Below are 24,930 nucleotides of genomic sequence, written 5' to 3'. Positions count from 1 at the left end.
TTTTCAACAATTAATAAGATGTTAAATTAATATTAAGATACTGCGTATATTCAAGAATGTCTTTAATCCCTTCGTCAAACCAATCTCTATCTAAAGCACCATCTTCTGTAATCCATTCATTTAATACCCATATATCAATAGAGTCTTGGCTTAATGAAGAAGATGCTGCATCTGCAACAACAGATCCATTTTCAACAAGAACTATACCATCCTCATCCGGATCCCATGTACTACTCGATTTTGGATTATTAAATGTTTCTCCTAATTCCTCTATTTCTTTTTCTTCCATTCCTTGTAAACTAACATAAAATCCTGGGTACCCTGCTCTTTCTAATGATGCATCATAAGCTTCTTTTATTTCTCTTTTTTTAACTTCTTCATCCTCTATAGCATGAGTCATTAAAATGAACGTTTCATTGTTATCAAACTTTTCCTTTAGCTCTTTCAAGCTTAACTCATTGATTCCTTCTTCAGGCTTCCCACAAGCTGATAACAGGAACAACAAAAACAACAAGATACTAACCCCAATATACTTCTTCCTCAATGTATAACCCCTCACTTTATAATGTTTTCCGACACTATTATAGCAAATTTATAACCTTACAGATATATCCAATTTCTTTTTTTGGAGAAAATATAAGTTTAGTTGCACGAATAGGTAGGTCATCCCAATTAGTCCTAAGCTTATAAGTTGAAACTCTAGGAAAATATCCCATAAGTATGGAACAAAAACTCGTAAAACAACCATCATACCTACCACCAAGGAAAGTAGAATGTAAACATTAAAGGCAAAACCTTTCTTTTTTCGGTATAGTTCATCTCGTTTCTTTAGTTCAAAGAGCATATTGCTTTGAATCTGTGAAAATAAATCGTTTGCATCTCCACCACGACTATATTTAATAAGCAAATTGTGGTGAAATTGATCCAGGGAAGGAAAATTATATTTTTTAAAGTGAGAAGTATCTAATACCGCATCTTTCTCCAACTGTTCTATCGTCTTATCTATATCTTTTTGAATCTCTCTACTGACAGTTTCTCTAGTATGCTTTAAAGCATGAAGCACATTCTCTCCTGTCTTTAAGAAAAAGTTCATGTTGGTCATATATTTTAATAGCTCGTGCAACTGTTGCTGATACGTTTTTAAACGCTTATTCGGTATGGTGAACACATAGATAAAAAACACCATGCCCCAAAATCCAGTTACCATACCGAAAACGGCATTTTTAGAGATAAAGTAGAAGAAACCAAAATTGACTATAAACCAAAAGACAATATGCAAAAAGAGCTCCCAACCTACAAAGAGAGCTCGCAAATCTTTCCATGCTATTTTTTTCACAACAACAAACCTCCTATCAATTCATCTACATTGCTTGAAATAAATATTTATATATTTATGTTCTAACGTTTTTTAATTTACTAAGATAAATAAGGTTCAAATGTCTCAATTTTTTTCCACTTCTTAATTTTCTACAAAGACAGAAGGCAATAAATGATACAGACGTTTATTCTTCAGGTATTGCAACGTTTTTTCTGACAAAGGGTTGATGACTTCCCTTGTCTGGTATGATCCATTATAGTTTTTTTCTTCTCTATATAAATAAGTTCCTACTGCACCTTTTTTTGTAAAATCGGTAAACTCCACCATTTCTTTAATTCTTCTTTCTATTTTTCCGTTCTCTTCATCCATTTCTAGATGAATACCGAACGGAAATAATTCCGTAACCTCTCGTCCGATAAATTGTTCACTCATACCCTGATAAGCTGGTGATTGGCGTATCATTGGAATAAAACGAGAAGGGATACTCATTGCTCCCTTCGCATGAAGTGTCGTAATAATATTGTGATCCGTTTTAGCTGCATCTAACATATCAGCAGCTTCCACCCCACGAGTTTCTGCAACATTAACCCAATCAGGGTTATTTCTCAGTGCAGCTTTCACCAAATCTTGAATGGTTATATTATTTTCCATTTGATCAGACTCCACCGTTTGCCAACTGGTTATATCTTTTTTGGGATATAAGGTTTTTATATGGCTGTCTCTAGTATCTTCAATTAAAATAATAATGTCCTTTTCAGGAATATAAGATACGAGTAGTTTTTGTAATTCTGTTTTTCCAGAACCAGTACGCCCACTAATCACCAAATTGGAACCAGCCATAACTAAGATTCTTAACAGTTCCTCTACATCCTGCCGTTTATTTACCGTTAAATCTTGAATATTCGTAACCGCAAGTCTTGGTCGTGATATACGAATTGCCATCGTCATTCCATCTGGGCTGACGCGATCATGCATGACATTAATTCGCATATAGCCAAACTCCGTATTTAGTTCTGGTTCACTATTATTTATTTCTTTACCTTGCACATCAGCAATTTGTTTTGCTAAACGCTGTACTTCTTTCAATGTTGGTTGCTGTTCTGCTCTATAACGTCCATTTTGGTTATGTTGCAGTCGCAACTCCGTACCATTAAAGCGAATATCTGTTATTCCTTCATCTTTTAAAAACGGACGTAAAAAAGACTTTTCAATAATATCTTGAATGCGTTTTTCTTGTTCTGTATTCACTATTTATGTGCTCCTTTCATACTTCTAATTGTTGTGGCAATGTTGCAATAACTTTTTCCAGTAGGGCAATTTCATCTTGTGTTAACGTCAACCCTTTGCCCACATATTTTTTATCTGGCGACCACCAACGTACATCAAATTTTGGCTTTTGTCCGTTCCAACTAATATAATTAAGTTCTTTTGTCCACCCATTTTGGCCTGTTCGTAAAACAGCAATTTCCTTAATAATTTTCCAATCTGTTTTGTATTGCTTCACCTTTCATTCCTCACTTCCTCCAATCTTTTTATCTTTCTTATCCGAAAACATTCATTGCATCCATAACATCTTCCATGTAGTACATAAAAATAACTACCGCAAATCCAACCACAATAAACAACGAAATTAAAATAGGGGGAATACCCAAGTTTTCCATGGCGGTCATGCTTGAATCAATTAATTCATTTGTTTTATTTTCCTGAATGCCTTGAATATATTGTTGTAATTCTCGTAGTGCCTCAGGTTTTATACCAAAAATACTAAACTGGTAAATCTTATCCATAATCATATAAGCTTCTGATGAACCGATATATTTTGCAAAATCCATATAAGCTTCTCGATCATTATCCTGCTCAATACGCTTGACTAACTTCTCTAATTCCTTTTTTAATGGCTCACTCGTATAATTTACCGTCTCTTTCAGAGTTTGATATATATTTCCTGATGAGGATTGTAGCGCCATAAAACTTTGCAAAAACTGCGGAAATAGAAAAGACATAAGCAAGTCATTTTTCTTTTTGTTTAGCATTAAATCAAGATATGGCAATTTATAGCCAATAAAAAAAGCAACAGGAGATCCAATAAGCCAAACTGGCTTTTGGAGAATCAACACTCCTATTGCAAATAAAAGAAATAAAACAATACCTAAAATCCAACGCATTTGGCTAAACTTCTTCTGGCTTCGATTAAAATAAGCCAAGTACGCCTCTCTTTGTTCTTCTCGAATGAGTTCCATCAATTATCAACACCTCCATGCAGTGCATATTCTTTATATTTTTCCCTTTCATCTCCATCATCTTCATCAGTTGGGGATATCTGCAATTCACCTTTTGGTTTATCTCGTTTTCGACCTTTCCATTCTTCTAAGAATTCCTCAGATACATAATGAGCAATTCTTTCTTTGATCTTCTCGATGATAAAAGGTTTTACTTCTAATTCAAAAATGAGATAACTTAACAAGTGTACAAATGACCAGTTGTCCATTTCTTCTAAATAGCCAAATTCTTTATCCGATGCAAAAGCAATCTTAATTAGGTCTGTTTTCAATTGTGCAAAGTTATTAGCTCCCATTGCATCTTTCATAAATACATGCGCATCTTCTTTTGTTTTAGAAGTAAATACAATGTTTTCCAAAAGCGTGTTATGGTACGTTTTTGACATAATCGGTAATGTTAGAACAGATTTACTATTATCAAAATCATCACTCAAGTAATCCCAACGAGGTTTTAAAGATGTGATCCCCGTATTAAAAATGGGCTTTGGCGTAATTTTTCTGCGCTTTTTATCTTGTCGTTTATTGACACGAATAACGACGGATTGTCCTTCTTTAAACTTCCTTAATTCATCCGGCATTAACAAAGGGCGCTCTTTTACTGATTCGCTATGCGATTTATCAGCTGATAATAACTTACCACTACGACTCACATCAGTAATCGTTTTTGTCCCTAATAACGCACTAAACTGCTCCGATGTTTCTTTATCCTGGGTTAATATATAAATTTGATTTGAACAGTTCCCAATGATAGTGTCGGAATCTGTGTCTCCATACTTTGCTTTTAATTGCGAATAAGATTGTACAATTAAGTGATAGCGAAAACCTCTTCCAGCACCTACTGTTAACATACTAGCCATTCCTTCAATTGGTGGCATATTACCAAATTCATCTAACATAAAATGAACTTGGCGCTTCATTTTTCCACCAGGACTCATTGTAGCTCTTTCTGCATTAACACGATATAACTGACTAACGAAAATACTCGCTAAAACATGATTGGATGAATCGAAATCTGGTGTAACCATAAAAATGGCCACTGGTTTATCACCAAAACCTACTTCCGTCAAGTCAACGCTGTTATAACTTGTCATCTTCGCATTAGGTTCTAACGTAAAAATTTGTAACTTGTCCATGGCTACACTGAAAATACTGGCTCTGGTGTTACCAGCAGCAAAGTTACTCGTTGCATACATCATGCGTGCAGGATTATTCTCACCTCGGGATTGGAAAAATTGATCCAATGCGTTATTCCCTTCCTCATCTTCTTCACTTCCTAATGTAGCGAGAAAATTAGCGACGGAATACATATTGACTGTTTCTTCTTTTCCTGTAGCAATCGCATCTTCTGTTAATGCCAAAATAATAGCATTTACTAATGATTTTGCCGAATTAGACCAGAACGGATCTTTTGCATTTGGTTCATGGTATAGGCTATGAGATACACTGTTTGCATACTGTTGTGCTAAACTTTTATTTCCTTCCTTCCAGGCATTTACCACTAAATACAAGGGATTTGAGCCCATACCCATCCATTGTTGAATGAGATTATAAATATATACGCTATATCCTCGCTTTTTAAATGTTTCATAAGAAGCTCCAGCTAATTCCCCTTTAGGGTCATTTATTACCAACGAAGGCTTGTTTTTAGCACGAGTTAATACATCCAACGTTGGAAAGACAAATGTTTCTCCTTTTCCTGAGCGAGTAATTCCTATTACAAGGTTATGAACAGGTGAATCATCAATGAGTAACCGATACGGTTTATGTTTTTCCTGCAATCCCGAAATAACTACTCCACCATCTCCGTTATACTCCTTTTCCTTTGCAGGGACAATCTTATATTGCTTTTTTAACTCCTTAACTTGTACAAATTCACTTGTACCATGCTGTCCTTTATTTAACGTTTTATAATTCATCTGCACATTATAGATCAGCTTTAATATTCCGATTCCTGTTAAAATGTAAAAACCAATGTAATACGCCGACATGTTGCTTTGAAACTGAAACATACTCTGCCAATCAAATGAGAAAGTTACTTTATTCGGATCATCTGCGAATAATTGGATGGCCGTCACTAACTCCTGGAGAAAAGCAAGTAACATGTTGGCAATAAAAAAGGATGCGACTAAAACAAACAAAATGATTAGCGCAACCACTTTTGTATTGAATAACTTTTCATACAGCTGCATAATATCCCCCTTTCTTTAGATATAAAAAAACACCCTATTTACATAGCGCGTGAACTTATTTGCCATATTCATTTTCTTTTCTTTTTCTATATTCAAAAAATCGTACTTTAATATGTTTTACCAACAGACCTTCCAAATCTCTTGTCGTTAGTTTCCCTATTTTTTTAAACAAATGAATTGGTTCTTGAAGTTTATAGACATCTTGTGTATTACACTTAATTATAGACGGTTTATCTAACCCCGCAGCTTTCCAATCTTTTATTTTATACCCATATTTTTGGTTTAATTTATTTTGCACACGACTTGTTACTTTACATGCGAAATATTGATTTTCTTCTTGGTCATGAATAATAACAACAGGACGCTTCTTCCCCCTTGTTTATCTTCATATTTTACATAAGCAATAAAACACTCTCCTGGTTTATATTGTTGTTCTTGCAAATAATCACCTCTTTTTTCCATAAAAAACCAACCTAATTAAAAGGTTGGCTTCATTTGCATTGCTTATCTAATTGAAAATCGTAGTGTCCATCATTTTCGTACCATTCCCGATCATGTTGGTTATTGGGATCTAGTATAAAGCTACCTTCTTCATCTTGTTTCAGAGTGCGAAATGTAGCTTTTTTATTCACCCGACTAAACTCTCGCTGCAATTCCTCCATAGACATATCTTCAAGATTTTTCTTCGGACGACGAATCACATAACCACATCCTTTTACATACTGTCTTTAGTATATCATATTAAGTTCATTATTTTCTTTTTATATACAATACTTCATCTGGATCAAATTCTTCTTCTTCCTCATCTTCATCTAATCTACGCAGTATAAAGTTATCCAAAGCCATCCCAGAAAATTCATCTTTTTTAGTTAACTTTTCCATAGCTTCTTCAAGATAATCTTGCTCATAATCAGGTAGTGCCATCTCATAAATGACTTGCTCTTTTGTTTTCCCTTTCCAAGAATAATTGAGCAAAAAGTCGCTTGTCTTTGTATAAGCCCTGTACTCTTGTTCAGTATTAAAATCATTTCTTGTTTTCAACATACTACCACTCCTTAGGAAGTAATAGTATATCTTATTATACTAATTTCACTTTGTCAATGAATTACCTCCTGTTTATAAACACCGTATCAAACGCATCCAATGTTCTGTCACCTCTTACGTCTTGATACGTATAGTTATACGTTATTTGAATTTCGTCTCCATAATCTTGCTTGGTACTTATTGTTGTTCCATCTTTATTCTTAAATGTGATGGCATACCCTCTATCTTCTAATTTTTCTACCACTTCTTGGACATGATGCGTTACTCCACCTTCCTCTTTCACTAGTTCTCCTACTTCAGTAGTTACTTTTAGAAAAGCATGTTGATGAATGCTGCCAATGCCTATTGTTAAAAAAACAGGGACAACGAAACCGATAAATATAGCCATTGAAAAAATAGCGCCTTTTAGTTCTGCCAAAAGATCACCCCATTTCTAAACAACATCGCCATTTTTCAAGAGCTCATGGATATTATTTAACTGTACTTCATAAGAATAGAATCCTTTCTCATGATCATGGAGTACAGTCACTACCGATGCACCCATAGAAATAAATCCTGGTGCAACTTCTTCTAAGAATTCCTCTCTAGTTAATGGATCATGCTCATATTTTTTCCAATGAGGAAATGCTTCCTGTTCATGAAAATCAACGCTTGTCCCATGGTTATTAAAAGTAAAATTTGCTATTGTAGCCATCTTACCTTTCTCCTTCCTACAATTGGTTAATACTTAAACGCCTTTCTGCTGTTCCCTTTACTTCTCCTTCCTTGTTTACATATTGCACTCTGAACTGAATACCAGTAATGGACGATTCCTCTTTAGTTACCTTTCCGTTTCTATCTAAAAAGAGATAATCCAGTGTAATATCATATGGATGTGTTTTTTGAACGGAAACAACTTCCGCCGTTAAATTAGCAATTAACTCGTCTTTATCTACATATGATCCTTTTGTTTCCCCTTCCTCATCTGTCTTTGCTCTTAGTACGCCTGCACTTACAGTATCAGCTAGTATTTCAATATCAGCTGTAGTGCGTGTTGTTTGGTTTTGCATAGACGAAGCATAAGCTACTGAAAGGACTAAAACAATCACTGCTACAGAACCAAGCAACCATTTAACTGGACTTGCCATGAATTCCCTCCTCTCCTGTAAAAGCATCATAGCTCCATTTCTAATGCAGCCTCTCTTTTACGTTGATGTGTTTTAAACGGCGCAATAGATTTTATATACTGCTTTTTAAAGCGTTCACGATCTGCTTGTAAAAACTCATTTGGATCTTTTATACCTTCATGGTAAGAAAACACATTCCAATCTCGACCTACCCGCGCGTTTTCTAAAATGCCTGCCACCTTTTGATTTGCTTCCCATCCTGCTTCATCATCATCCATGGCCAGAAGAAAAAAAGTATCTCGCAAAGCTTCTTTATACTTTTCTAGGTAGTCCATTACTTTTCTTGTTTTGGAAGCTCCTGTTAAGGCAATGAATCCAACATTTGCATCCATTTCTCTAAAACTTAACCCATCTAGGATAGATTCTGTAACCACTACCGTTTTGGCATTTTTAGGGATGTCCATAAAAAAATCCCTCGTATCTTTGGAGGGATTCATAATAAGCTGTATTTCTTTTGGTTCCAAGTCAGGATTGATACTCGACCGTAATAAAATGCGATCTAACGTGTTATCTTCTCCATATAGTGGAAACACTAAATTCCGTTGACACATCCATTCATTATTTGCATAGGCTTTTCCAAGTAAAGGTTCTGTTTTTTGAAACATGAATTGAACTAACCCTTCATGTTGCAAATCCACCATAAAATCTCTAGCTACTTCTTTAGATAAACCTCTATACCCACTGTCCAAAGTTTTGCTCGGAAAATACCGTTGCATGTGATTATACGCTTTTTTCGCCCAATCTAATGCTTGTACTTGTTCTTTGTTTAAGGACGGATAGGCTTGTTTCAGTTTAAACTGTTGTAATTCCTTCGGCGTTTGCTTCTTATGATATTGAAGGATCATACGCTCTCCACAGTGATTCTCCCTATTACATTGGATATAGTTCAAATTATTTTTATACATAAAAGCTTCATGTTGCTGACATTCAGGACAATTACAAATATAATAATGCCCTTTATCTTCAGCATTAAGCTTTTCTAATGCTTCTTCTACACTACGAAAGGTGATTTGCTGATGCTTGTTCATCGGCATTCACTTCTTCCTGCATTTTTGCCTTCACTTCTTGCATGACAGGGTATAATACAAGAGATTGCACCATATCATCATTTTTTAATACAAAACCTTCGAACAAAATGGCATGATATTTTTCGTACATGGATTCCATCACATTTAAATGTTGTGTAAAAGCCCATTCAAACCCCATTACTTTTGCAACCTCTTGAAATAAATAATTCTCATACTCTTGATAAAGCTTAAACCTTGGTAACAATGCCCGTAGACGGTTTTCAGGAACAGATTGATATGCTGCAGCAACATATTGAATAAAACAGTTCAAGTTTTCTTGTTTTGAAAACCATTCTTCTACTAGCGCTTGATCTAGCATGTGGTGTCTTAACTTATTATGCATAATAGCTTGGTAAGAGCGTTTTATAGATAAAACGACATCTTCTAACTCCGAATAAAATCCACTCGTCACATGAGGGTATACTTCTAGAAATAGTTTATGAATTTGCTTTATACTTAATATTAACGGTACTGGTGTTGTGTGTTTGTGACCTAGTAACTCGTCAAAGCGAATAGCAAAAGCTTTAAACTCAGGACTAACTAACAGCTGTCTTTCTTCCTCTGCGTATGATTTAAATTGATTAATGTATTTATGTCGTTTTTCTTCTTCCCAAGCACCATGTTTTAACATTGTTTCTTGCAGTTGTTCTTCCAGCAACTCTTTTCGTTCAAATGATACATAGGTCACGACCAATTTCTTACTGTCTAGCCAAAGCTCAAACGACTTAGGTGGAGATTCTCTTTTTTCTTTTCGAAGTCTTTCCCTTATCTGTTTTACAATTTCCTCGGCTTCTGAAAAGAAGTAGTTACGCTCTCCATCAATTTCACGAAACATTCCGCCTTCTTCACGAAAACGAATTATTAATTCTCGCAACACATTCCCTCCTATCTTCGTTTTTTACAGTAAAAAAAGGACTTCTCTTTAGAAGCCCTTTATTGGATTGGTTCTTCTCGCAACAGATCAAAAGCCAGTAGGACAAATTCTAAATCCTTATTGCTTTGTTCTTGTTGGAGAAAAGTTTCAATGCCTCGCACGAAATCAAGACTATTAATTTTTTCTTCCGAATAGATTTCATCTTTCTGGTAAGTTCTATTATCTGTATTAATCACGATATATTTCACTAGATAAAAATAGCGTACGTGAGATGGAGAATGAGTCGCTTCATTCTCCTCATTTGTACGCCTTAAGTAACGGTAATCGATGATTTGAATATCTTGTCCTCCCAATATTTCAGGAAGTTTTTGTTCTATTTCTTGCAATTGACCAATGCTATTAATTGGTGTTGTCATTTCCACTTCTGCATTGGCATAACCGTCCTGATGTTTGTAACTAATAAAATACACATATCCTTCATTCTCCATGTTCTACCCTACCTTCTTTTAGAATCCAACAACTTGATTGCTTAACCAAGAAACGATAGATGTTCCTAGGTATACAAGTCCAAACCCTATTGCCACATTTACCATCCAACCTGTATACATTTCCTTTTTGTTTGGATCTTTTGCCGTTGTCCATAACAACCCAATAACTATTAAAATTAACCCCGCCAATACTGGAGCTACAGGTTTAATACTATCGGCAACATTTCCAATCGTACTAATAACGGATTCCATATGCTATTCTTCCTCCCTTGCTAGTTCAGCGATTTCCTTTTGATTTGATAGATTGAAATTTAAAATGATTTCCTGGTGCTTTTCATGCAGCCATTCAAAGTAAGAAACCCCTTCTGCCTCCAAAATTTCTTTAGCCAATGTTTCAAATTCCTTATATCCTTGAGGCTTTGTTACGGTTCGCTTACTCTTTCTTTTTGGCCTAGACTTAGCTTGTTGTTGCACCGTTTCTTGTTTTTCTGTTTGTTCCAACGTTGTCACCTCCAAAAAATAAAGAGAGAATGATTGACATTCCCTCCTACTTCGGCATTCCTTCACCGCCAAAAACATTATCTACCATTGTATTAAAACCACTACCGATCTTCTCGATCATTGGGTCTAACACGCCTGTTGATAATGCTACAAAACTACCAAATAGGATTAATGCAACAATGATTAATGTAATCGTCGCTTTATAGACACTCATGCGCTCACCTCCTTCTTTTTGTATTCACATACATTATCTGGTTACTTCGGCATTCCTTCACCGCCAAAAACATTATCTACCATCGTATTAAAACCACTACCGATCTTCTCGATCATTGGGTCTAACACACCTGTTGATAACGCTACAAAACTACCAAATAGGATTAATGCAACAATGATCAATGTGATCGTCGCTTTATAGACACTCATGCGCTCACCTCCTACTCATCTCCTGTTGTAGTATTAAAAGGTGGGAATTATAGGAGTCGAACCTATTTACAGCCACTATTCCCAAAGAAAAAGCCACATGACTGATTCATGTGACCGAATATAAAAGTATATTTATTGTTCCAACTCTTGCTCTTGTTCCTTTTCTTTTGCTCGAATTTTCTCTGCCATTGCATCATGTGATTGCACAAGTTTTTCTAAGTCTTTTCGACTTACCGTAATCATGGCTTGTTCTTCGCCAAATAAATCCAAATCATCTTTAATTCGTTTTAGATAATCAGTCAAGCTGTTCACCTCCTTCTTTGTGCAAAGAAAAAAGCCACACAACATATAGTTATGTGACTTCGGTTCCTCACTTCGCAAAATTTCGTATCATATTTTATTTTCATTAGGAACTTGTTTTCATTTTTAAAAAAATCGTGTATAATATAGATAGATATTCATATAATAAAAATACCGTTAGTGCTGGTAACACTAACGGTACGCAATAGATAAGTTCCCTACAAGGGAGATCGACATTAGAGAAGAATAATCCACCCTAAATGAGTCGCAAGCTCAAGGGTGGATTTATTTTTTTTGGTTAAATGACAGTACCGCAACGATCAGACTAGAAAACGCCACAGCGAACATTAGAGTTTCAAAAACTGTCATACAGCCACCCCCCTTCTATTGGGAGTGTGCCGACCACCCTTGAGAAATCTTATACTATTGCTTCCTCAAGTATAGCATAATTAGTAGTGAATCTTCATAGCATTAGGAACATTTTTTGCTTCCTGTTGATATTGATGCTTTATCTTCGCCATTTCATAAAGGACAGCGATGCGAAAATCAACCACTTTTATAAAATCACCACCATCCCAAAATGTTAACCTTTCATTCGTATGAGCATTTATCCAATATTCACCATCAGTTGATATATGTTCAAACAGTTGCTCTATTTCATATGAATCGACTTCTATATATCCTGATTTTTGTACAATGCCAGAAGCAATAGAATGATTACCACTTGTTATATAGCAAATATCTATTTCCTTAAAATAAGATCGCATATGGTTATTACTATGGAAAATAAGCCCTTTTTTAGCAATATTAATAATCGCATCTCTCATTCTAGGACGCTTCCAAGGAATTACTATTGTTACAACTTCATCTAAATTCACCCGTTCTTTCCCAGCGGATTCCAGTCTCCGTCTTTCTCCCTCACTGTCTATGTACGTTAGAGGAATAAAAGCCTCCCTCAACAGATTAGTTATTTTCCCTTCTTCTTTATAATACACTTCGCTCAACAAATCGACTTGAATGTCTCGTTTTACAATACTTGAAAGAAAATGAAGTAATTGTAGCTTTTCTTCCAATTCGTTTCGTTCTTCTAGCCATCCATGTACAAGAGAGAATAAGCTCTCATATTCATCACGGGGAGCAATTAATATGCGTTCATCAATAATTCTCTGCTTTTTTTCTTTTTTCAAGAAAAATAGCGAATACCTCCCTATATCAAGGTTAACAAAGTTATTTTTCATATTTATCATCCTTTTTCTACTTTTTCCAATATAGGAATGAGATTGAAATAAAATCTAGGTTGCATCACATAGTCTGCATCCTCAATCATCATATGATTTAGCCTATCCACTACTTTTTTATAATTTTTTTGTTGGATTTCTTCTGCTAAACCTACTAAGTAAGGTACATATCCAAGATGCAAAATCCTATCCGATTTATACTTTTTATCCATATCCATCTTTTTCAAACAATGCATAAAGTTTATAATTAAATTTTTAGCATCAGCTTCATCCTTTGCATCCAACATATCAATTAATTCTGTTGCAATTTTATCTTCCAAAGTTTCACCACCGTTTCATTCCTTATTACTAAAAAAGCGCTTATCCCTTAAAGAGATAAACGCCTTTGTTTAAAATCCTTTTATTACTTTTTTTACCTTATCTACAAAGTCTCGATCTACTAAACGAAACCTGTGCAATCTTTCATCTGGTCTTTCTTTCAGTAGTTCCACGATTTTCTGTTTATCCTCATGTTTTATCGTAATTGTGTTTACATCACTAGATTTAAAATTTCTAACTCTAGGATCTGGCTGCTCTATAAACCATGCTTCATCATGTCCGCTCCCAAACAGATAGTGTTCAAATGAGAATTGTTGCCCATATTGCCAAGTAATATCGTTTAACCCAACATTCTCTAGCACAATTTTATTTGTATATGTCTTGTTCGGCTTCAGTTTGGACTCAGGCGAAATTGGGATATAATAGCGTTGCAACTTTTGCTTATCGGATACTTTATTACCATTCAAATAGAGAATGTCGTCTCGATATGCATGTTTTGTTTGTCGCAAATAATCCTGTTCTAGCTTCTTTATCGCTAAAGGGATTACTTTATCATCTGTTGGTTTATCCTCTCCATACAACAAATGCCTGTTTAGTTGATAAGCAACAGGGTAACCTGAAATAAAGCCTGTATGCTTTGCAACAAAAAAGTAATCACTAATGAAATCAATTTCGTAACTTCTTTTACCAGCTCGAACGCCTTTATCCTGCATTTCATCTTGTTGCAAGAAGAAAGCATAGTCTCCTAGTGATTCATACTTCGTGTGATTTGTGAAATCTTCTTGTAAGCTTTTATCTATATCCACAGGGAAATAGTGACCGTTGATAAGCCCTTTTTGTAATACATTGAAATTCTTCTTTTCATGCTCATTGGATGGAAGTTCCAATGTATACTCCAATCGATCTGGTGTAACTGGAAGGGCAGTTTGTGTTTTCAGTTTATTTTTAGCCTTCATACGATCAGTTAGCTTTTTAAACCGTTCCCGATAAACTTCACTTTTTCGCTTGTTGTCTGCAAAAGAATCACTTCGTCCAATGATTGGAGCTTCTTTTATTATATCCTCTACCGCATCTTTTTTAATGGTTTCCCCATATCGATGGTCTAATTTAATAGATACGGCTTCTTTCTCACCTTGAAGGGTCTCAGATAGCTTGAATTTTTTTCCTTTATCCCAAACAGGTGTGTATTTATCAAATTCCCATTTAAAACAATGAGAGCCTTGTTTTTCTACACATTTGTAATTTTCTCGATACGTATTCGTGTACTCATATGCAAAATTGTATTTCAAAGTTTTATCTTTCACACTTTTTGCATCAGCTAGTAGAGCAATTGGATCTTCCTTCTCTTCTTTTTCATAACCAGGTAATACCAAAGAATGCTTCATGTTTCTAATCGCATAATGCTTGCCACTAGGTGTGAAATTCATTTCGGCATACACTTGGCTAGGCTGGTTATCTTTTAAACGGCGTAGCTCCCAAAAGGATTTTCCATCGACCTTGCCATCAGTTGTTTTCGGCATTTCAACATCTTTAGATGGATCAGGTAGATCAGCTTTATAATAAAATCTAATTGTTTGATCGTGTTTTACAACTTCATTAAACATCTGACCTTCAGGAGTCGCTATATATGGGTTTCCATCTTTATCTTTAAAGTACCCATTTTTCTTAGGGTAGAAAGAATATTTCTTATTGGCTCTTACTACTTCTTTTTCTTCTTTTAATAAATTTTGCGTCGTAGCATCTATATGTTGAATACGAAGATGCACATGCGTCTTTTCTAATGATAATGTAGCTATACTTCCTCTGAAATCCCAATATGTTGAAGCCGTCCAACGGTTTTTATACGTAGGTTTATAGTATGGCGGTCTGTAGGAACCAAATCCCTTTTGGGTGTCCTTAACTCCATACCAATTAGCTACACCTTCTGACTCATTGAATCCTGTTGTCGTATACGTTTCACCTGGAACGAAATAACCAAGAGTCCAACCATTTCCACCACCCCGTGGCGATTTTCTCTTTATAGCATTATCTACCGTCATGGTGAGCTTGTCATTATCCAAACCGCTCTGCATCGTTACTTTGCCTTGATTCCCCCATTGATAAGATTTCGTTTCATATGGCAGGATCAATTCATCATACACAATTTGATTTTCTACACGCTTGATCAGGTACATTTCCCATTCTTTATCGTAACTTTGCCCTTGAAACAAATCTTCTAGTGGAATATAAGCCCGAAATTGCGTATATTGATAATCCATATTACAACTGCTACTTAAATTCTTATCGGCTTTTTTCTTAAATGCGTTTTTTCCACATGTTTTTAAGGACGCATCTCGCAAATCAGGATTCGCATTTGTGTTTCCTAGCATTCTCGTTTTGTAGATACGTTTCTCTGTTGGGTTGTTTTTATTAATTAGTCCAATGTAAGTAGCCTGATTATTTTTTGTATGATGATGATAACCAAAATTAACTGACCAACCATCAAAAGTGAAATATGGTTTTCCTCCGCTAGTTACAACTCTCCACAATCTCTTTTTGCTTTGATTGGTGGCACCAGAATAAATATCATAAATCAACTTTTCTCCTCTAAATTCACTGTACTTAAATGTGTTTTTCCCTCCTCTAACTAGTGTCAATTTTCCATTTTTTGAATCTGGTTTGTATTTTCCATTATCCCACATGCTTTTCACCGTATGATGAACATCACTAGCATCTTGATACGGTCTATATCCCTCCGACCACATCTCTCCTCCATCGGGTATCGATTGTGCATGAATAGGTTCATTAAAAAACACGCAGGCAGTAAAGATAGAAAAAAGCACGAAAGCAAGCATTTTATTCAATTGTAATCTCCACAACAATTAACCCCTCCTTATTTTTACAAAGCAAAAAGCGCTCCATTTCATACATGAAGCGCTCCTCACAACGTATATGGACATTTGTTTGATACTAATAATGTAACACGGATTTTAGCTAAAATCGTACAAAAAAAGTATAAAAAAAGTATGCCAAAAGTATTCGAAAAGTATTTTGATCTTTACCAGTTGGACATATCTGATGTGGAAGAAGTATTCTCTCAGTTCTCTAATTTTGTGAAATCTAATAAGTTAGATAAACATAAAAAATAAGAGTCTCATGACGAGGCTCTTATTCATTGACTGGTGTGTTTTATTCTTTAAATCTCTAATTCATTATCTTTTATTTTTAAAGACTTGTATTCATTAATTAAAGTTTGGTCTGGTTGTTTATTAACAATTGCGTTATCAAATATTTCATTAAAGGAATTTGAGTCTTTAACAGACTGAATAGATGCTTTTATCATGGATTCTGAATCTACATTAGACCAATCAAGTTCATATCCATTTTTTAATGCTAAAACTCTGAAAAACTCTCTCTGTGTTCGTCCATTTCCTTCTCGGAAAGGATGAAGCATATTTACTTCTGCGAAATAATATGACATCTTTTCCACAAATCCATGATACTCTAATCCTTTTAAATGTTTATCACTTTTTAACTGCCGAAATATATCACTGGCATAGTTAGAAAGAAACATTGGATGAGCAAAAGGTGTATTCCCTTTTTGAATTTGTTCATCTCGTAATTCGCCAGCAAATGGATATATATCTTGGAAAATGAATTTATGAATTTTTTGCAAATGTTTTAAACCAAATGCTCCATGTATTGGCTGATCATAAAGCATTGTTAATCTCTCATAAGTCAGTGTTGTTTCTAGGTTTTCTAATGCCTTTTTATCTTTAAGATCAAATTTATTTATTAAAATGTCTGTACCTTCATAACAGTACTTTGATTGTGTATTATATTTATCCATTTGCTAACTTCAAAGCCTTTTTAAGAAATTGATCGTGAGAAATTTCACCTTTTAAGCTTTGTTTGACTAAATTAGTCTGTTCTTCGCTTACCTTTAGGTTTTCAATTTCTAAAGTTTTCTTTGCATATAGCAAGCCTTTTTTCATTCTGTTTTCATTCATACAAAATCCCCCTTAAAAATCTATATCCTCAATTTCTTCCTCAATGCCTCCAATTATTTTATCGGATACATCAATGTCACCTTGAACGATTTCTTCTGGCTCTTCTTCTTATGAATGTCCTTTATAAATATCTATATTACCAGAAGATATTGCCTCAAATATATGATCAACCTTGTGCTCAATGTCTTCCATTCTTTCTGCAACAGAGCTTAAACTTTCGATGAGTTTATTTGTATGCTCTTCTTTTTCAATAAGGCTCACAATGTACGGCGTGAGCCTTCTTGTAGATCCTAACTCTTCTAATTTTTTATAAACTTCCTCAGGCATCTTATTGCCTGTTAACGTTAGTCTCTTCTTTTCTTTGGCCATAACATATCCTATCCTTGTTTAATTTCATTTCATTTAAGCTTAAAATCTCTAGTGCAACTAAAATGATAGTCCTTGCGGTCGGTTTAAAAAATTATTTGTTGAATTACCAAAATCAGCATTTAATCTTTTTATTTCCATCATGTATCACTCCATTCATTTTAGTTCACAACGTTGTGAACTTATAATCCTATTATCTCATAAATCGAGGGAAAGTCAACTGTTTTCACGTGATTAGTCAACAACTTTGTGTATTTGTTTTAATTTCCACTTGAATATTACTTCTACAAGCATCCTTTATATCCTTTTAAAAGACATTTGTACGAAATGCATTATTACAATAAATGTTGTTTTAATGCAAAATGACAAACCTGTTTTCATTTTATTGAAATTCGGGTATACTATATGTAGAAAGACATACAATAAAAAAACCGTTTGACGTAGTAGCGCCAAACGGTTTAGTGCAATAGCCCTTCAAGGGGGCAGCTCGCATAAGATAAAAAGTAATCACCTAATGCTTGCCAGGCTTGGGTGGTTACTTTTTTTTGTGACAAAATAGCAACGATCTGTGAAGCGAAAGAGATCATTAAGACCAAACTTTCGAAAACTCACATAGGCTTCACCCCCCATAAAACGGGAATGAGCCACCACCCATGAAAGCCTTATACACTTAGGGATATTGTAACATTGTAGGTATGGAAATCTACTAAATTTTTGACTAATCAAATATAACCTATAGAAAAAGCCTATTATGATAAAAAGAGAGCTAGTTTTAAGCTCTCTTTTTATCTATTAAACTTCTTTTTTTCTTCTAAGTAGAAAGAATGAACCGATACCGATAAGTAATGTAGTTGTGCCTACTAATAAGATATTAAAAGAATTAGTAGCCGTGTTCGGTAACATCTTCCCTTCTTTTTTCTCTGAAATAGCAGGCTTTGACGTATTATCTTTACCTACTGTATTTGTAGAAGTGACATCCGTATTGCCTGGCTGTTCTGGTGTTTCTTCTTCATTTCCTGGTTGTTCTGGTGCTTCTGGTGTTTCTTCCCCATCACCTGGTTGTTCTGGCGCTTCTGGTGTTTCTTCTTCATTTCCTGGTTGTTCTGGCGCTTCTGGTGTTTCTTCTCCATCACCTGGTTGTTCTGGCGCTTCTGGTGTTTCTTCTTCATTTCCTGGTTGTTCTGGCGCTTCTGGTGTTTCTTCTTCATTTCCTGGTTGTTCTGGCGCTTCTGGTGTTTCTTCTCCATCACCTGGTTGCTCTGGCGCTTCTGGTGTTTCCTCTTCATTTCCTGGTTGCTCTGGCGCTTCTGGTGTTTCTTCTCCGTTACCTGGTTGCTCAGGTGCTTCTGGTGTTTCTTCTCCATCACCTGGTTGTTCTGGCGCTTCTGGTGTTTCTTCTCCGTTACCTGGTTGCTCAGGTGCTTCTGGTGTTTCTTCTCCATCACCTGGTTGTTCTGGTTCTTCTGGTGTTTCTTCCCCATCACCTGGTTGTTGTGGATCTGTTGGTTGTCCATCATCGTCGCCTGGTTGTTCTTCCTTAGGAGGAATAACAGTTACTTTCACTGTTTCTCCAATAGATAATTCAACAATTTCACCGTTAACAACTGTTTTAGAATGTGATCCTAACAACTGTGCTCCATCATTATTCCAGTAACCCGTCACATCCGAAAATTCGCACCCAGGTGTCGGTAATGCCTGATTAAAATAGTCGTGTTTGTTAGCATCTATTGTAATAGAGCAACTCGCTTCTTCTGCATGGGCATTAGGAACGAATATATTACTTATGGCTAAACCTAATGCAGCTACAGTTACAATTGTTTTTTTCATTTCTACTCCCCCTAAAATTAGAAATATTTTTATAATAAACTCTAGGCTACTAACATAATATGTAAATTATTAGTTAATAGTCAAGAGATTTATCTCCTTTTTTGAAATCTTCTAAAACCTATTCATTGACTTTTTTCTTACGCTTATAAACAATAATGCCCGTGATTGTACCTACAACAATTAAAGCCATGATAGCTATTAATAAAACTTTAGTATTTCCTGGTTCTTTTTCCTTTTCACTTGAAACTTTGCCTTTATTATCTATCACTTTCTCGACGTCTTTACTATCATTTTTGTCCTTATTGTCCTTATCTTTCTTACTAGATTCTTCAGGTTTTTTATTTGCTTCTTTTCCGATTTTTTGAGCTGTTTCCTTTGAAACTTCTTTTTCTACTGTTCTGCCTTTATCGTCTTTGTATGTAGCAATATATTTACCGTTCTTTTGAGTAACTACAGGATCTTTTCCTTTAATTTCGCTAAATCTTAGCTTATTATTACTATTTTCTCTTTCACTACTTCTAGGTTCGGCACTTGAAGCAAACTTGTTTTTCCCCTCGTTTTTTGGCTGAGTTTTTGACGAAGAAGCCGTTTCTTCTTTTTTAGGCTTAGCTTTCTCTATTTTTTTATTAGGTTTGCTAGGGCTTTGTTTTTGCTCTTGTTTTGGTTGAGACTCCTGTCTTGGCTTGGATTTTGGTTTTGGATCTGGTTTAGGCTTTGCCGGCTTGACTTCTGGCTTTGGTGTCGGTTTTGGCTTAGGCTTTGGTTTAGGTTTAGGCTTCGGTTTCGGAGTTGGTTTTGGCTTTTCAGGCGGAATAACAGTTACTTTTACCGTTTCTCCAATAGATAATTCAACAATTTCACCGTTAACAACTGTTTTAGAATGTGATCCTAACAACTGTGCTCCATCATTATTCCAGTAACCCGTCACATCCGAAAATTCGCACCCAGGTGTCGGTAATGCCTGATTAAAATAGTCGTGTTTGTTAGCATCTATTGTGATGGAGCAACTTCTATCTGCGTAGCTAATACTCGGTGCAAACAACATGTTTCCCATTAAAAATAACGCTGTTATAATTAAAGTAAATTTCTTCATTTTTACTCCCCTTTTAGGTTACTTTTAGAGACTATCACTCAAATCAGAAGTGAGAAAATCGGTCATAAAGTCGGTATGCAACAGCAAATTTATACCTTGCAAAAGAAGTATACCTATGAAAGCAAAAGTCAATAGACCTAATGAAACGAACCAAATTGTCTTAATAAAATTTATAATCATTTCTAACCACCCCTTGGAAACATTAAGAAAATTAAACAGTTTGCTTCTTACATCGTCTAATTCAAGCAAAGTTTAAAGCGCATTTTTAGATTTCATAAATTATTTAATTAAAATTCATGACCAAACAATGCTCTTCCTAGCTCTTCTAATGCTTTTTTCTTCATTTGATAATATTTGGCTCGTGAAATATTCAATTTTGGATAAATAACCTCATCTTCATATGTCTGTCCATCTCCCCGCCTCTGCAAATATTTCAATCGAATTAACTTGCTGTAATCTCTTGGCAAATTATTCACTTCTGTTTCTAACGTGTCTATCCACTCTGCAGCTTCAATAGACTTTAAAGCATAATTTTCTGTTTTGCTTACAAATTCATTTGTCTTACTTTTTGGCATATCTGATATTGTAGCTGTAATACTAGGTACATGTGTTTTCTTAGACATCGATTTCATTCTAAAGTATCGGTTAAGCCAATACTTTTCAACATAGTCAATGAAGAATTGTTGTTCATCTTTAAACAACTGGTCTAACTCTTCTTCTGTTAGGATTTTATTTAATTTTTCATAATAGAGGTTAAAGGCTAATTGCATAAAAATCCCCTTTACATAGAATCAATTTTCTTCTCAAGCAATTTTTTGGAGCAAATGTCGCATAGAAACTTCTTTTCTCCCACAACTCTCTTGCATTCTACACATCTACCATTCTTCATCTATTTCCCCTCCAATAACTGTTCTTTAATGGCTGTTACTCTATCTAGTAAATATTGCTGCTCTGGGTACGGTAAGTTTAAGCCAAATGCAATATCATGCTCTAAGCCTAAGAGAAGGCAGTATGTCGCATTTAATGTTGGCACTTTTTTTACTACTACATTACCTGTTTTATTAAAACTTTTTTTGTTAAATTGTAGCTTCAACAACTTTAATCCACCTTTTTCCATCACTTTAATTGGATTTACTATATAGATCTCTAAACTTCTGCTCCTTTACAAGGATGCTCCTAATAAAATACTAAGGAAAAGCAAGACACCTAATGCAACTACATCGATATAGAAATTTCTTGGTTCCAACATATTTCACCTACTACCTTTTCAACTATCTTCTCCATGCTCTTGCCTCCACTTTTTTATCCGAGCTTCTGCAAAACTTCTTCCTGACCAGTGGTTTAGCTCTTCTAAGAAAAACGGTTCACTACACCTCGGACAATTTGGCAACATCTTTTTTCCACGGTACTGTTTTTCTAGGTTTCGAATCGTGATAAGCCAAGGTTTGTAGTTTTGTATTTGCTTTCGTTGCTTTAATAAAAGATCGATTTGTTCGTTCACGCGTTCCCAATGTAACGCCATTTCTCTCATCGCTTCAAATGGATCAATTATTGCTCCGCAGCTACTGCAATGGACTCTCCTATTCGTTGTATCCAAAACATATTTCTTTTTCTGGCATCTACAAGCCTTCGTAATTCCTCTGTTTATCCGTACCTGATCCATATGGACAACTTTATCTGGTAAATCGTTCATTGAAAGCCTCACCCTTCTTAACTTCTCGTTTTTTTAATAATTAAATCAAGCTTGAAGTTGGATACTTTCTGCACAAATTAATTAAATAACCTCAAAAATTATCGTAGGAAAAATAATAAGCGTAAGACAAAGCATAATAAACGTCCCCATACTAAATAAAGTAATTCTATTAGCAACCTCTTTATGTTTCTTATTAAAAGCAAGTATTCCTGCAAAACAATTCGCTACAAGTAAAATAAAGAACGAAACTCCAATCAGTAAGTCGTGTATTAAACCAGTAGCAATCGAAAACCCATTCAACGACCAGTACATAATTACTGCACACAGAACAAAAATAAACAATAAACGAAGATATTTCATATCTTTATTAGTCATTTTTTACCTCCCGCATTTACATTTCGTAAATCAATTGGAATTTGAGTATCTCGATGATCCATAACCATCCTTCTTGCTTGAAACCAAGAGCAATTGTATGACTGTTGAACAGCCGTCACGTACCTTCTCCAGACTTCTTTTTCCTCTTTAAAAGCTTTAGAATTTTTGTTTTTTGTTGACTCTAATGGAGATACAACATGTTGAGGTATAACTTCTCTATTTTGATCAAACAAACTTAATTGTTGCATATAATCTCTCCTCACTTTTTTTGATTTAAAATGGTCAATATTTACCTTGCAACTGTTTGCATAAAGTGAATTTTGTAGCTTTGACTCCTAGCCACGGAAATCTATAAGATGCATTAAGCATTCTCTAATAATCCAGAATTCTCATAGATGTTTCCAATGATTTTGCAACGTGATATTATCAATTTATCTAAGTATTCAAACTTAAAATCCCCCTTTAATACATAACATGCTAAATAGGCAGCATATTCAGGATGATAAACGATTCTTGCTCTAATTCCATTAGGATTTTCAAGTACGTCCCCACCATATATTTCCTCATCGTTTTTATCATTCAACCCGATGTATTGATCACTAGAAACTAACTCATGTTCATTAGAAAAGACGATAGATAAATCTTTTAAAGGTTTCCTTTCGATTTGAGCTAAAAAGTAATGGACAACATGTATATTTCCAGTAGGTTTGTGTTTCATGATATACCTAATTTTTTGTTTCCACACAGCTCTTTTCTCGATTATGCTTGATTTTAGAGTTTCCTCATTATAAATATTGCATTTCAAAATATCCATCTTACCTTCTTCAACTTTTTCCACTTCGATTGCTTTCACATTTGGTACTTGTTGGACTACTAACTGTGCAATTTTTTCACCTTTGCGGATTACATATCCACCTTCCATAACTTCATCAAATTTAGAAATTGCATCATAACCGCCTGTGATGAATCTAGCAGCCGTCATTTTGAAATCTTCATATTCCTCGCAAGGTGCGATATTATCGACAATTACCTTAACCTCGCCAGCATAACCGTTATCCACCGTACCTAATTGCACTCGTAGTTTTGTCTTAGCTGTAATGTCCCTAAACGGTCTTATCTGCGCTTCAAATCCTTCTGGTAGTTGTAAAGATACACCTGTAGGAACTACTGCTGTTTCCCCCGGTTCGATTATCACATCTTCATTCGCATATAAATCAAATCCAGAATCAGTTTCATGCGCTTTTGTAGGTATAATTGCGTCGTTGTTTAATTTTTTAACTAATAAATTCATTATTTATACCTCCTACACCCACTGTTAATAATGTAACATCGTCAGTAGAAGTTAGTTTTATTTTTTTAAAACTGTATTTATTTCATATAAATGTTGCTTAGATAACTTCTCTATCCAACAACGTCCATCGTCTTTAGAAATAGCTATAAAGTGTTCGTTATTATTTTTATAAAGAATAATGTTTTGTCCCTCCCCTAATTCCATTTCAAACTTTTCTTCAAAAGCCAATAATTTGTTGCCGTCATATAAATCTGCATATCCTTCGCAATAAGCCAAAGCAAGAATACAAAACGTTTCTTCATCGCCATATTTCAATGCTGTTTCTAAAGGAATACCAGCTTCTTTTAATAGTTCTTGGTTTTCTTCGTTATTTTCTACGAGCATATAAGCGCTATCACCACCATTAGTTTCAATTACTTCTAGTTTGTTTAAAACATTTAATACTTTTTGTCTTTCCATTTTTACGCCTCCTAACTGCTTACGGCAGTTTTATATTCATATTTTTTAACGCACATATTTCTTACACAGTTTAAATTACCTATAAACCTTTATATATCAAGGTTTATCATACCCTTTAATGTTTACACATATGGACAGGGGTCAGAACGGTAAATCGTCATCCGTAACATCTATCGCCTCTCCACTACTTCCAAACGAGCTGTTAAAATTATTTTCTTGCCCTCTTGAGGCTTTTTCATGGTAATTTGGTGTATTTGTATGCGATCGGTTTTTAAAACTATCGGAATTGTTATTTTTGCTTTCTATGAATTGAACACTTCCTGCTAATACTTCAGTAACAAATACTGTTTTTCCATCTTGTCCTTCAAATCGGCGTGTTTGCACTCGCCCATCCACACCAACCATGCTTCCTTTATGCATATAAGTCGCTAAGTTTTCAGCAGGCTTTCTCCATATCACGCATTTGATAAAATCGGCTTCCTTGTTTCCCTGTTGATTTGAAAATGGACGGTTAACAGCTAAGGTGAAATTAGCTACTGCCACTCCATTTGGTGTATAGCGTAAATCAGGATCCTTTGTTAACCTTCCTACAAGCACAACACGATTAATAGTCATTCTAATACCTCCTAATT

37 protein-coding genes are annotated in these 24,930 nt (G+C 34.9%); all 37 read right to left on the bottom strand.

Annotated elements, in window-relative coordinates:
* Nucleotides 1–10: 10 nt before the first annotated feature.
* Nucleotides 11–544: a hypothetical protein gene (locus tag D9780_RS05555; protein ID WP_121639548.1), complete on the bottom strand. Its 534-nt coding sequence runs from the start codon at nucleotides 542–544 to the stop codon at nucleotides 11–13.
* 48 nt (nucleotides 545–592) lie between these two features.
* Complete coding sequence (locus D9780_RS05550) at nucleotides 593–1,336, bottom strand: type II secretion system F family protein (protein ID WP_121639547.1); 744 nt, start codon at nucleotides 1,334–1,336, stop codon at nucleotides 593–595.
* Nucleotides 1,337–1,459: 123 nt separating this feature from the next.
* A complete protein-coding gene (locus D9780_RS05545; protein WP_162985797.1) occupies nucleotides 1,460–2,566 on the bottom strand; it encodes a CpaF/VirB11 family protein in 1,107 nt (368 codons plus the stop codon).
* A 16-nt stretch (nucleotides 2,567–2,582) separates the two neighbouring features.
* Entirely contained in the window at nucleotides 2,583–2,822 is a 240-nt protein-coding gene (locus D9780_RS05540; protein ID WP_121639545.1) for a YdbC family protein, read from the bottom strand.
* 37 nt (nucleotides 2,823–2,859) lie between these two features.
* Complete coding sequence (locus D9780_RS05535) at nucleotides 2,860–3,561, bottom strand: flagellar assembly protein FlaJ (protein ID WP_121639544.1); 702 nt, start codon at nucleotides 3,559–3,561, stop codon at nucleotides 2,860–2,862.
* On the bottom strand, nucleotides 3,558–5,786 hold the full coding sequence (locus D9780_RS05530) for a VirD4-like conjugal transfer protein, CD1115 family (RefSeq protein ID WP_121639543.1): 2,229 nt from the start codon (nucleotides 5,784–5,786) through the stop codon (nucleotides 3,558–3,560). Before D9780_RS05530 ends, D9780_RS05535 begins: the two co-directional genes overlap by 4 nt.
* A 55-nt stretch (nucleotides 5,787–5,841) precedes the next feature.
* Nucleotides 5,842–6,135, bottom strand: a complete 294-nt coding sequence (locus D9780_RS05525) for a hypothetical protein (protein ID WP_240458819.1) — start codon at nucleotides 6,133–6,135, stop codon at nucleotides 5,842–5,844.
* Nucleotides 6,093–6,248: a hypothetical protein gene (locus tag D9780_RS21015; protein WP_162985796.1), complete on the bottom strand. Its 156-nt coding sequence runs from the start codon at nucleotides 6,246–6,248 to the stop codon at nucleotides 6,093–6,095. Before D9780_RS21015 ends, D9780_RS05525 begins: the two co-directional genes overlap by 43 nt.
* A gap of 29 nt (nucleotides 6,249–6,277) precedes the next feature.
* Entirely contained in the window at nucleotides 6,278–6,487 is a 210-nt protein-coding gene (locus D9780_RS05520; protein WP_121639541.1) for a hypothetical protein, read from the bottom strand.
* Between the two features lie 49 nt (nucleotides 6,488–6,536).
* Nucleotides 6,537–6,830, bottom strand: a complete 294-nt coding sequence (locus D9780_RS05515; protein ID WP_121639540.1) for a hypothetical protein — start codon at nucleotides 6,828–6,830, stop codon at nucleotides 6,537–6,539.
* 61 nt (nucleotides 6,831–6,891) lie between these two features.
* Nucleotides 6,892–7,248 (bottom strand): hypothetical protein, encoded by a 357-nt coding sequence (locus tag D9780_RS05510; protein WP_121639539.1) that lies wholly within the window; start codon nucleotides 7,246–7,248, stop codon nucleotides 6,892–6,894.
* Nucleotides 7,249–7,263: 15 nt separating this feature from the next.
* Nucleotides 7,264–7,524 carry a hypothetical protein gene (locus D9780_RS05505; protein ID WP_121639538.1) on the bottom strand — a complete coding sequence of 87 codons (261 nt, stop codon included), beginning with the start codon at nucleotides 7,522–7,524 and terminating at the stop codon, nucleotides 7,264–7,266.
* Nucleotides 7,525–7,540: 16 nt separating this feature from the next.
* The gene (locus D9780_RS05500; protein ID WP_121639537.1) at nucleotides 7,541–7,957 is read right to left on the bottom strand and encodes a hypothetical protein; all 417 of its coding nucleotides are present in this window, start codon (nucleotides 7,955–7,957) and stop codon (nucleotides 7,541–7,543) included.
* Nucleotides 7,958–7,983: 26 nt separating this feature from the next.
* On the bottom strand, nucleotides 7,984–9,024 hold the full coding sequence (locus D9780_RS05495; protein ID WP_240458783.1) for a toprim domain-containing protein: 1,041 nt from the start codon (nucleotides 9,022–9,024) through the stop codon (nucleotides 7,984–7,986).
* On the bottom strand, nucleotides 8,993–9,937 hold the full coding sequence (locus D9780_RS05490) for a hypothetical protein (RefSeq protein WP_121639535.1): 945 nt from the start codon (nucleotides 9,935–9,937) through the stop codon (nucleotides 8,993–8,995). The genes D9780_RS05495 and D9780_RS05490 overlap by 32 nt, the downstream gene beginning before the upstream one ends.
* Nucleotides 9,938–9,996: 59 nt before the next feature.
* Nucleotides 9,997–10,425: a hypothetical protein gene (locus tag D9780_RS05485; protein ID WP_121639534.1), complete on the bottom strand. Its 429-nt coding sequence runs from the start codon at nucleotides 10,423–10,425 to the stop codon at nucleotides 9,997–9,999.
* 18 nt (nucleotides 10,426–10,443) lie between these two features.
* The gene (locus tag D9780_RS05480) at nucleotides 10,444–10,677 is read right to left on the bottom strand and encodes a pilin (protein ID WP_121639533.1); all 234 of its coding nucleotides are present in this window, start codon (nucleotides 10,675–10,677) and stop codon (nucleotides 10,444–10,446) included.
* A gap of 3 nt (nucleotides 10,678–10,680) precedes the next feature.
* Nucleotides 10,681–10,926, bottom strand: a complete 246-nt coding sequence (locus D9780_RS05475; RefSeq protein WP_258871884.1) for a hypothetical protein — start codon at nucleotides 10,924–10,926, stop codon at nucleotides 10,681–10,683.
* A 46-nt stretch (nucleotides 10,927–10,972) separates the two neighbouring features.
* Entirely contained in the window at nucleotides 10,973–11,140 is a 168-nt protein-coding gene (locus tag D9780_RS21010) for a hypothetical protein (RefSeq protein ID WP_162985795.1), read from the bottom strand.
* 41 nt (nucleotides 11,141–11,181) lie between these two features.
* On the bottom strand, nucleotides 11,182–11,349 hold the full coding sequence (locus D9780_RS21005) for a hypothetical protein (RefSeq protein ID WP_162985795.1): 168 nt from the start codon (nucleotides 11,347–11,349) through the stop codon (nucleotides 11,182–11,184).
* Between the two features lie 132 nt (nucleotides 11,350–11,481).
* Nucleotides 11,482–11,652 carry a hypothetical protein gene (locus D9780_RS21000; protein WP_162985794.1) on the bottom strand — a complete coding sequence of 57 codons (171 nt, stop codon included), beginning with the start codon at nucleotides 11,650–11,652 and terminating at the stop codon, nucleotides 11,482–11,484.
* A gap of 446 nt (nucleotides 11,653–12,098) precedes the next feature.
* Nucleotides 12,099–12,887, bottom strand: coding sequence for a DUF6710 family protein (locus D9780_RS05470; RefSeq protein WP_121639532.1), 789 nt, complete (start codon nucleotides 12,885–12,887; stop codon nucleotides 12,099–12,101).
* Nucleotides 12,888–12,892: 5 nt separating this feature from the next.
* Nucleotides 12,893–13,207: a hypothetical protein gene (locus D9780_RS05465; protein ID WP_121639531.1), complete on the bottom strand. Its 315-nt coding sequence runs from the start codon at nucleotides 13,205–13,207 to the stop codon at nucleotides 12,893–12,895.
* A 69-nt stretch (nucleotides 13,208–13,276) separates the two neighbouring features.
* Nucleotides 13,277–16,066 carry a hypothetical protein gene (locus D9780_RS05460; RefSeq protein ID WP_162985793.1) on the bottom strand — a complete coding sequence of 930 codons (2,790 nt, stop codon included), beginning with the start codon at nucleotides 16,064–16,066 and terminating at the stop codon, nucleotides 13,277–13,279.
* A gap of 314 nt (nucleotides 16,067–16,380) precedes the next feature.
* Complete coding sequence (locus D9780_RS05455; protein WP_116278816.1) at nucleotides 16,381–17,034, bottom strand: Fic/DOC family protein; 654 nt, start codon at nucleotides 17,032–17,034, stop codon at nucleotides 16,381–16,383.
* On the bottom strand, nucleotides 17,027–17,194 hold the full coding sequence (locus tag D9780_RS20995) for a hypothetical protein (protein ID WP_162985792.1): 168 nt from the start codon (nucleotides 17,192–17,194) through the stop codon (nucleotides 17,027–17,029). Before D9780_RS20995 ends, D9780_RS05455 begins: the two co-directional genes overlap by 8 nt.
* A 108-nt stretch (nucleotides 17,195–17,302) precedes the next feature.
* Nucleotides 17,303–17,563, bottom strand: coding sequence for a hypothetical protein (locus D9780_RS05450; RefSeq protein ID WP_121639529.1), 261 nt, complete (start codon nucleotides 17,561–17,563; stop codon nucleotides 17,303–17,305).
* A gap of 789 nt (nucleotides 17,564–18,352) precedes the next feature.
* Entirely contained in the window at nucleotides 18,353–19,387 is a 1,035-nt protein-coding gene (locus D9780_RS05445; RefSeq protein ID WP_121639528.1) for an LPXTG cell wall anchor domain-containing protein, read from the bottom strand.
* 118 nt (nucleotides 19,388–19,505) lie between these two features.
* Nucleotides 19,506–20,480, bottom strand: coding sequence for a hypothetical protein (locus D9780_RS20990; protein WP_162985791.1), 975 nt, complete (start codon nucleotides 20,478–20,480; stop codon nucleotides 19,506–19,508).
* A gap of 287 nt (nucleotides 20,481–20,767) precedes the next feature.
* Nucleotides 20,768–21,250, bottom strand: coding sequence for an ArpU family phage packaging/lysis transcriptional regulator (locus tag D9780_RS05435; RefSeq protein ID WP_121639526.1), 483 nt, complete (start codon nucleotides 21,248–21,250; stop codon nucleotides 20,768–20,770).
* A gap of 119 nt (nucleotides 21,251–21,369) precedes the next feature.
* Nucleotides 21,370–21,576, bottom strand: a complete 207-nt coding sequence (locus D9780_RS05430; protein ID WP_121639525.1) for a hypothetical protein — start codon at nucleotides 21,574–21,576, stop codon at nucleotides 21,370–21,372.
* A gap of 171 nt (nucleotides 21,577–21,747) precedes the next feature.
* Nucleotides 21,748–22,173 (bottom strand): hypothetical protein, encoded by a 426-nt coding sequence (locus D9780_RS05425; RefSeq protein WP_121639524.1) that lies wholly within the window; start codon nucleotides 22,171–22,173, stop codon nucleotides 21,748–21,750.
* Nucleotides 22,174–22,254: 81 nt separating this feature from the next.
* Nucleotides 22,255–22,548 (bottom strand): hypothetical protein, encoded by a 294-nt coding sequence (locus D9780_RS05420; RefSeq protein WP_116279732.1) that lies wholly within the window; start codon nucleotides 22,546–22,548, stop codon nucleotides 22,255–22,257.
* On the bottom strand, nucleotides 22,545–22,796 hold the full coding sequence (locus D9780_RS05415; RefSeq protein WP_121639523.1) for a hypothetical protein: 252 nt from the start codon (nucleotides 22,794–22,796) through the stop codon (nucleotides 22,545–22,547). The genes D9780_RS05420 and D9780_RS05415 overlap by 4 nt, the downstream gene beginning before the upstream one ends.
* A gap of 113 nt (nucleotides 22,797–22,909) precedes the next feature.
* Nucleotides 22,910–23,839, bottom strand: coding sequence for a YopX family protein (locus tag D9780_RS05410; RefSeq protein ID WP_121639522.1), 930 nt, complete (start codon nucleotides 23,837–23,839; stop codon nucleotides 22,910–22,912).
* Nucleotides 23,840–23,896: 57 nt separating this feature from the next.
* Complete coding sequence (locus D9780_RS05405) at nucleotides 23,897–24,298, bottom strand: hypothetical protein (RefSeq protein WP_121639521.1); 402 nt, start codon at nucleotides 24,296–24,298, stop codon at nucleotides 23,897–23,899.
* Between the two features lie 141 nt (nucleotides 24,299–24,439).
* Nucleotides 24,440–24,913 carry a single-stranded DNA-binding protein gene (gene ssb / locus D9780_RS05400; protein ID WP_121639520.1) on the bottom strand — a complete coding sequence of 158 codons (474 nt, stop codon included), beginning with the start codon at nucleotides 24,911–24,913 and terminating at the stop codon, nucleotides 24,440–24,442.
* Between the last annotated feature and the right edge of the window lie 17 nt (nucleotides 24,914–24,930).

Origin of the sequence: Virgibacillus sp. Bac330, from assembly GCF_003667845.1 — a bacterium.
In the GTDB taxonomy this organism is placed as follows: domain Bacteria; phylum Bacillota; class Bacilli; order Bacillales; family Amphibacillaceae; genus Virgibacillus; species Virgibacillus chiguensis.
This window is presented reverse-complemented; position numbering and strand designations above follow the sequence as displayed.

What these genes read in the sequence shown, in the direction of transcription:
- D9780_RS05530 (WP_121639543.1), bottom strand. Translation starts at nt 5,786, where the DNA reads ATGCAGCTGTATGAAAAGTTATTCAATACAAAAGTGGTTGCGCTAATC.
- D9780_RS21015 (WP_162985796.1), bottom strand. Translation starts at nt 6,248, where the DNA reads ATGGAAAAAAGAGGTGATTATTTGCAAGAACAACAATATAAACCAGGA.
- D9780_RS05515 (WP_121639540.1), bottom strand. Translation starts at nt 6,830, where the DNA reads ATGTTGAAAACAAGAAATGATTTTAATACTGAACAAGAGTACAGGGCT.
- D9780_RS05505 (WP_121639538.1), bottom strand. Translation starts at nt 7,524, where the DNA reads ATGGCTACAATAGCAAATTTTACTTTTAATAACCATGGGACAAGCGTT.
- D9780_RS05500 (WP_121639537.1), bottom strand. Translation starts at nt 7,957, where the DNA reads ATGGCAAGTCCAGTTAAATGGTTGCTTGGTTCTGTAGCAGTGATTGTT.
- D9780_RS05495 (WP_240458783.1), bottom strand. Translation starts at nt 9,024, where the DNA reads ATGAACAAGCATCAGCAAATCACCTTTCGTAGTGTAGAAGAAGCATTA.
- D9780_RS05485 (WP_121639534.1), bottom strand. Translation starts at nt 10,425, where the DNA reads ATGGAGAATGAAGGATATGTGTATTTTATTAGTTACAAACATCAGGAC.
- D9780_RS05480 (WP_121639533.1), bottom strand. Translation starts at nt 10,677, where the DNA reads ATGGAATCCGTTATTAGTACGATTGGAAATGTTGCCGATAGTATTAAA.
- D9780_RS21010 (WP_162985795.1), bottom strand. Translation starts at nt 11,140, where the DNA reads ATGAGTGTCTATAAAGCGACGATTACATTAATCATTGTTGCATTAATC.
- D9780_RS21005 (WP_162985795.1), bottom strand. Translation starts at nt 11,349, where the DNA reads ATGAGTGTCTATAAAGCGACGATCACATTGATCATTGTTGCATTAATC.
- D9780_RS05470 (WP_121639532.1), bottom strand. Translation starts at nt 12,887, where the DNA reads ATGAAAAATAACTTTGTTAACCTTGATATAGGGAGGTATTCGCTATTT.
- D9780_RS05455 (WP_116278816.1), bottom strand. Translation starts at nt 17,034, where the DNA reads ATGGATAAATATAATACACAATCAAAGTACTGTTATGAAGGTACAGAC.
- D9780_RS20995 (WP_162985792.1), bottom strand. Translation starts at nt 17,194, where the DNA reads ATGAATGAAAACAGAATGAAAAAAGGCTTGCTATATGCAAAGAAAACT.
- D9780_RS05450 (WP_121639529.1), bottom strand. Translation starts at nt 17,563, where the DNA reads ATGGCCAAAGAAAAGAAGAGACTAACGTTAACAGGCAATAAGATGCCT.
- D9780_RS05445 (WP_121639528.1), bottom strand. Translation starts at nt 19,387, where the DNA reads ATGAAAAAAACAATTGTAACTGTAGCTGCATTAGGTTTAGCCATAAGT.
- D9780_RS20990 (WP_162985791.1), bottom strand. Translation starts at nt 20,480, where the DNA reads ATGAAGAAATTTACTTTAATTATAACAGCGTTATTTTTAATGGGAAAC.
- D9780_RS05435 (WP_121639526.1), bottom strand. Translation starts at nt 21,250, where the DNA reads ATGCAATTAGCCTTTAACCTCTATTATGAAAAATTAAATAAAATCCTA.
- D9780_RS05425 (WP_121639524.1), bottom strand. Translation starts at nt 22,173, where the DNA reads ATGAACGATTTACCAGATAAAGTTGTCCATATGGATCAGGTACGGATA.
- D9780_RS05420 (WP_116279732.1), bottom strand. Translation starts at nt 22,548, where the DNA reads ATGACTAATAAAGATATGAAATATCTTCGTTTATTGTTTATTTTTGTT.
- D9780_RS05415 (WP_121639523.1), bottom strand. Translation starts at nt 22,796, where the DNA reads ATGCAACAATTAAGTTTGTTTGATCAAAATAGAGAAGTTATACCTCAA.
- D9780_RS05410 (WP_121639522.1), bottom strand. Translation starts at nt 23,839, where the DNA reads ATGAATTTATTAGTTAAAAAATTAAACAACGACGCAATTATACCTACA.
- D9780_RS05405 (WP_121639521.1), bottom strand. Translation starts at nt 24,298, where the DNA reads ATGGAAAGACAAAAAGTATTAAATGTTTTAAACAAACTAGAAGTAATT.
- ssb (WP_121639520.1), bottom strand. Translation starts at nt 24,913, where the DNA reads ATGACTATTAATCGTGTTGTGCTTGTAGGAAGGTTAACAAAGGATCCT.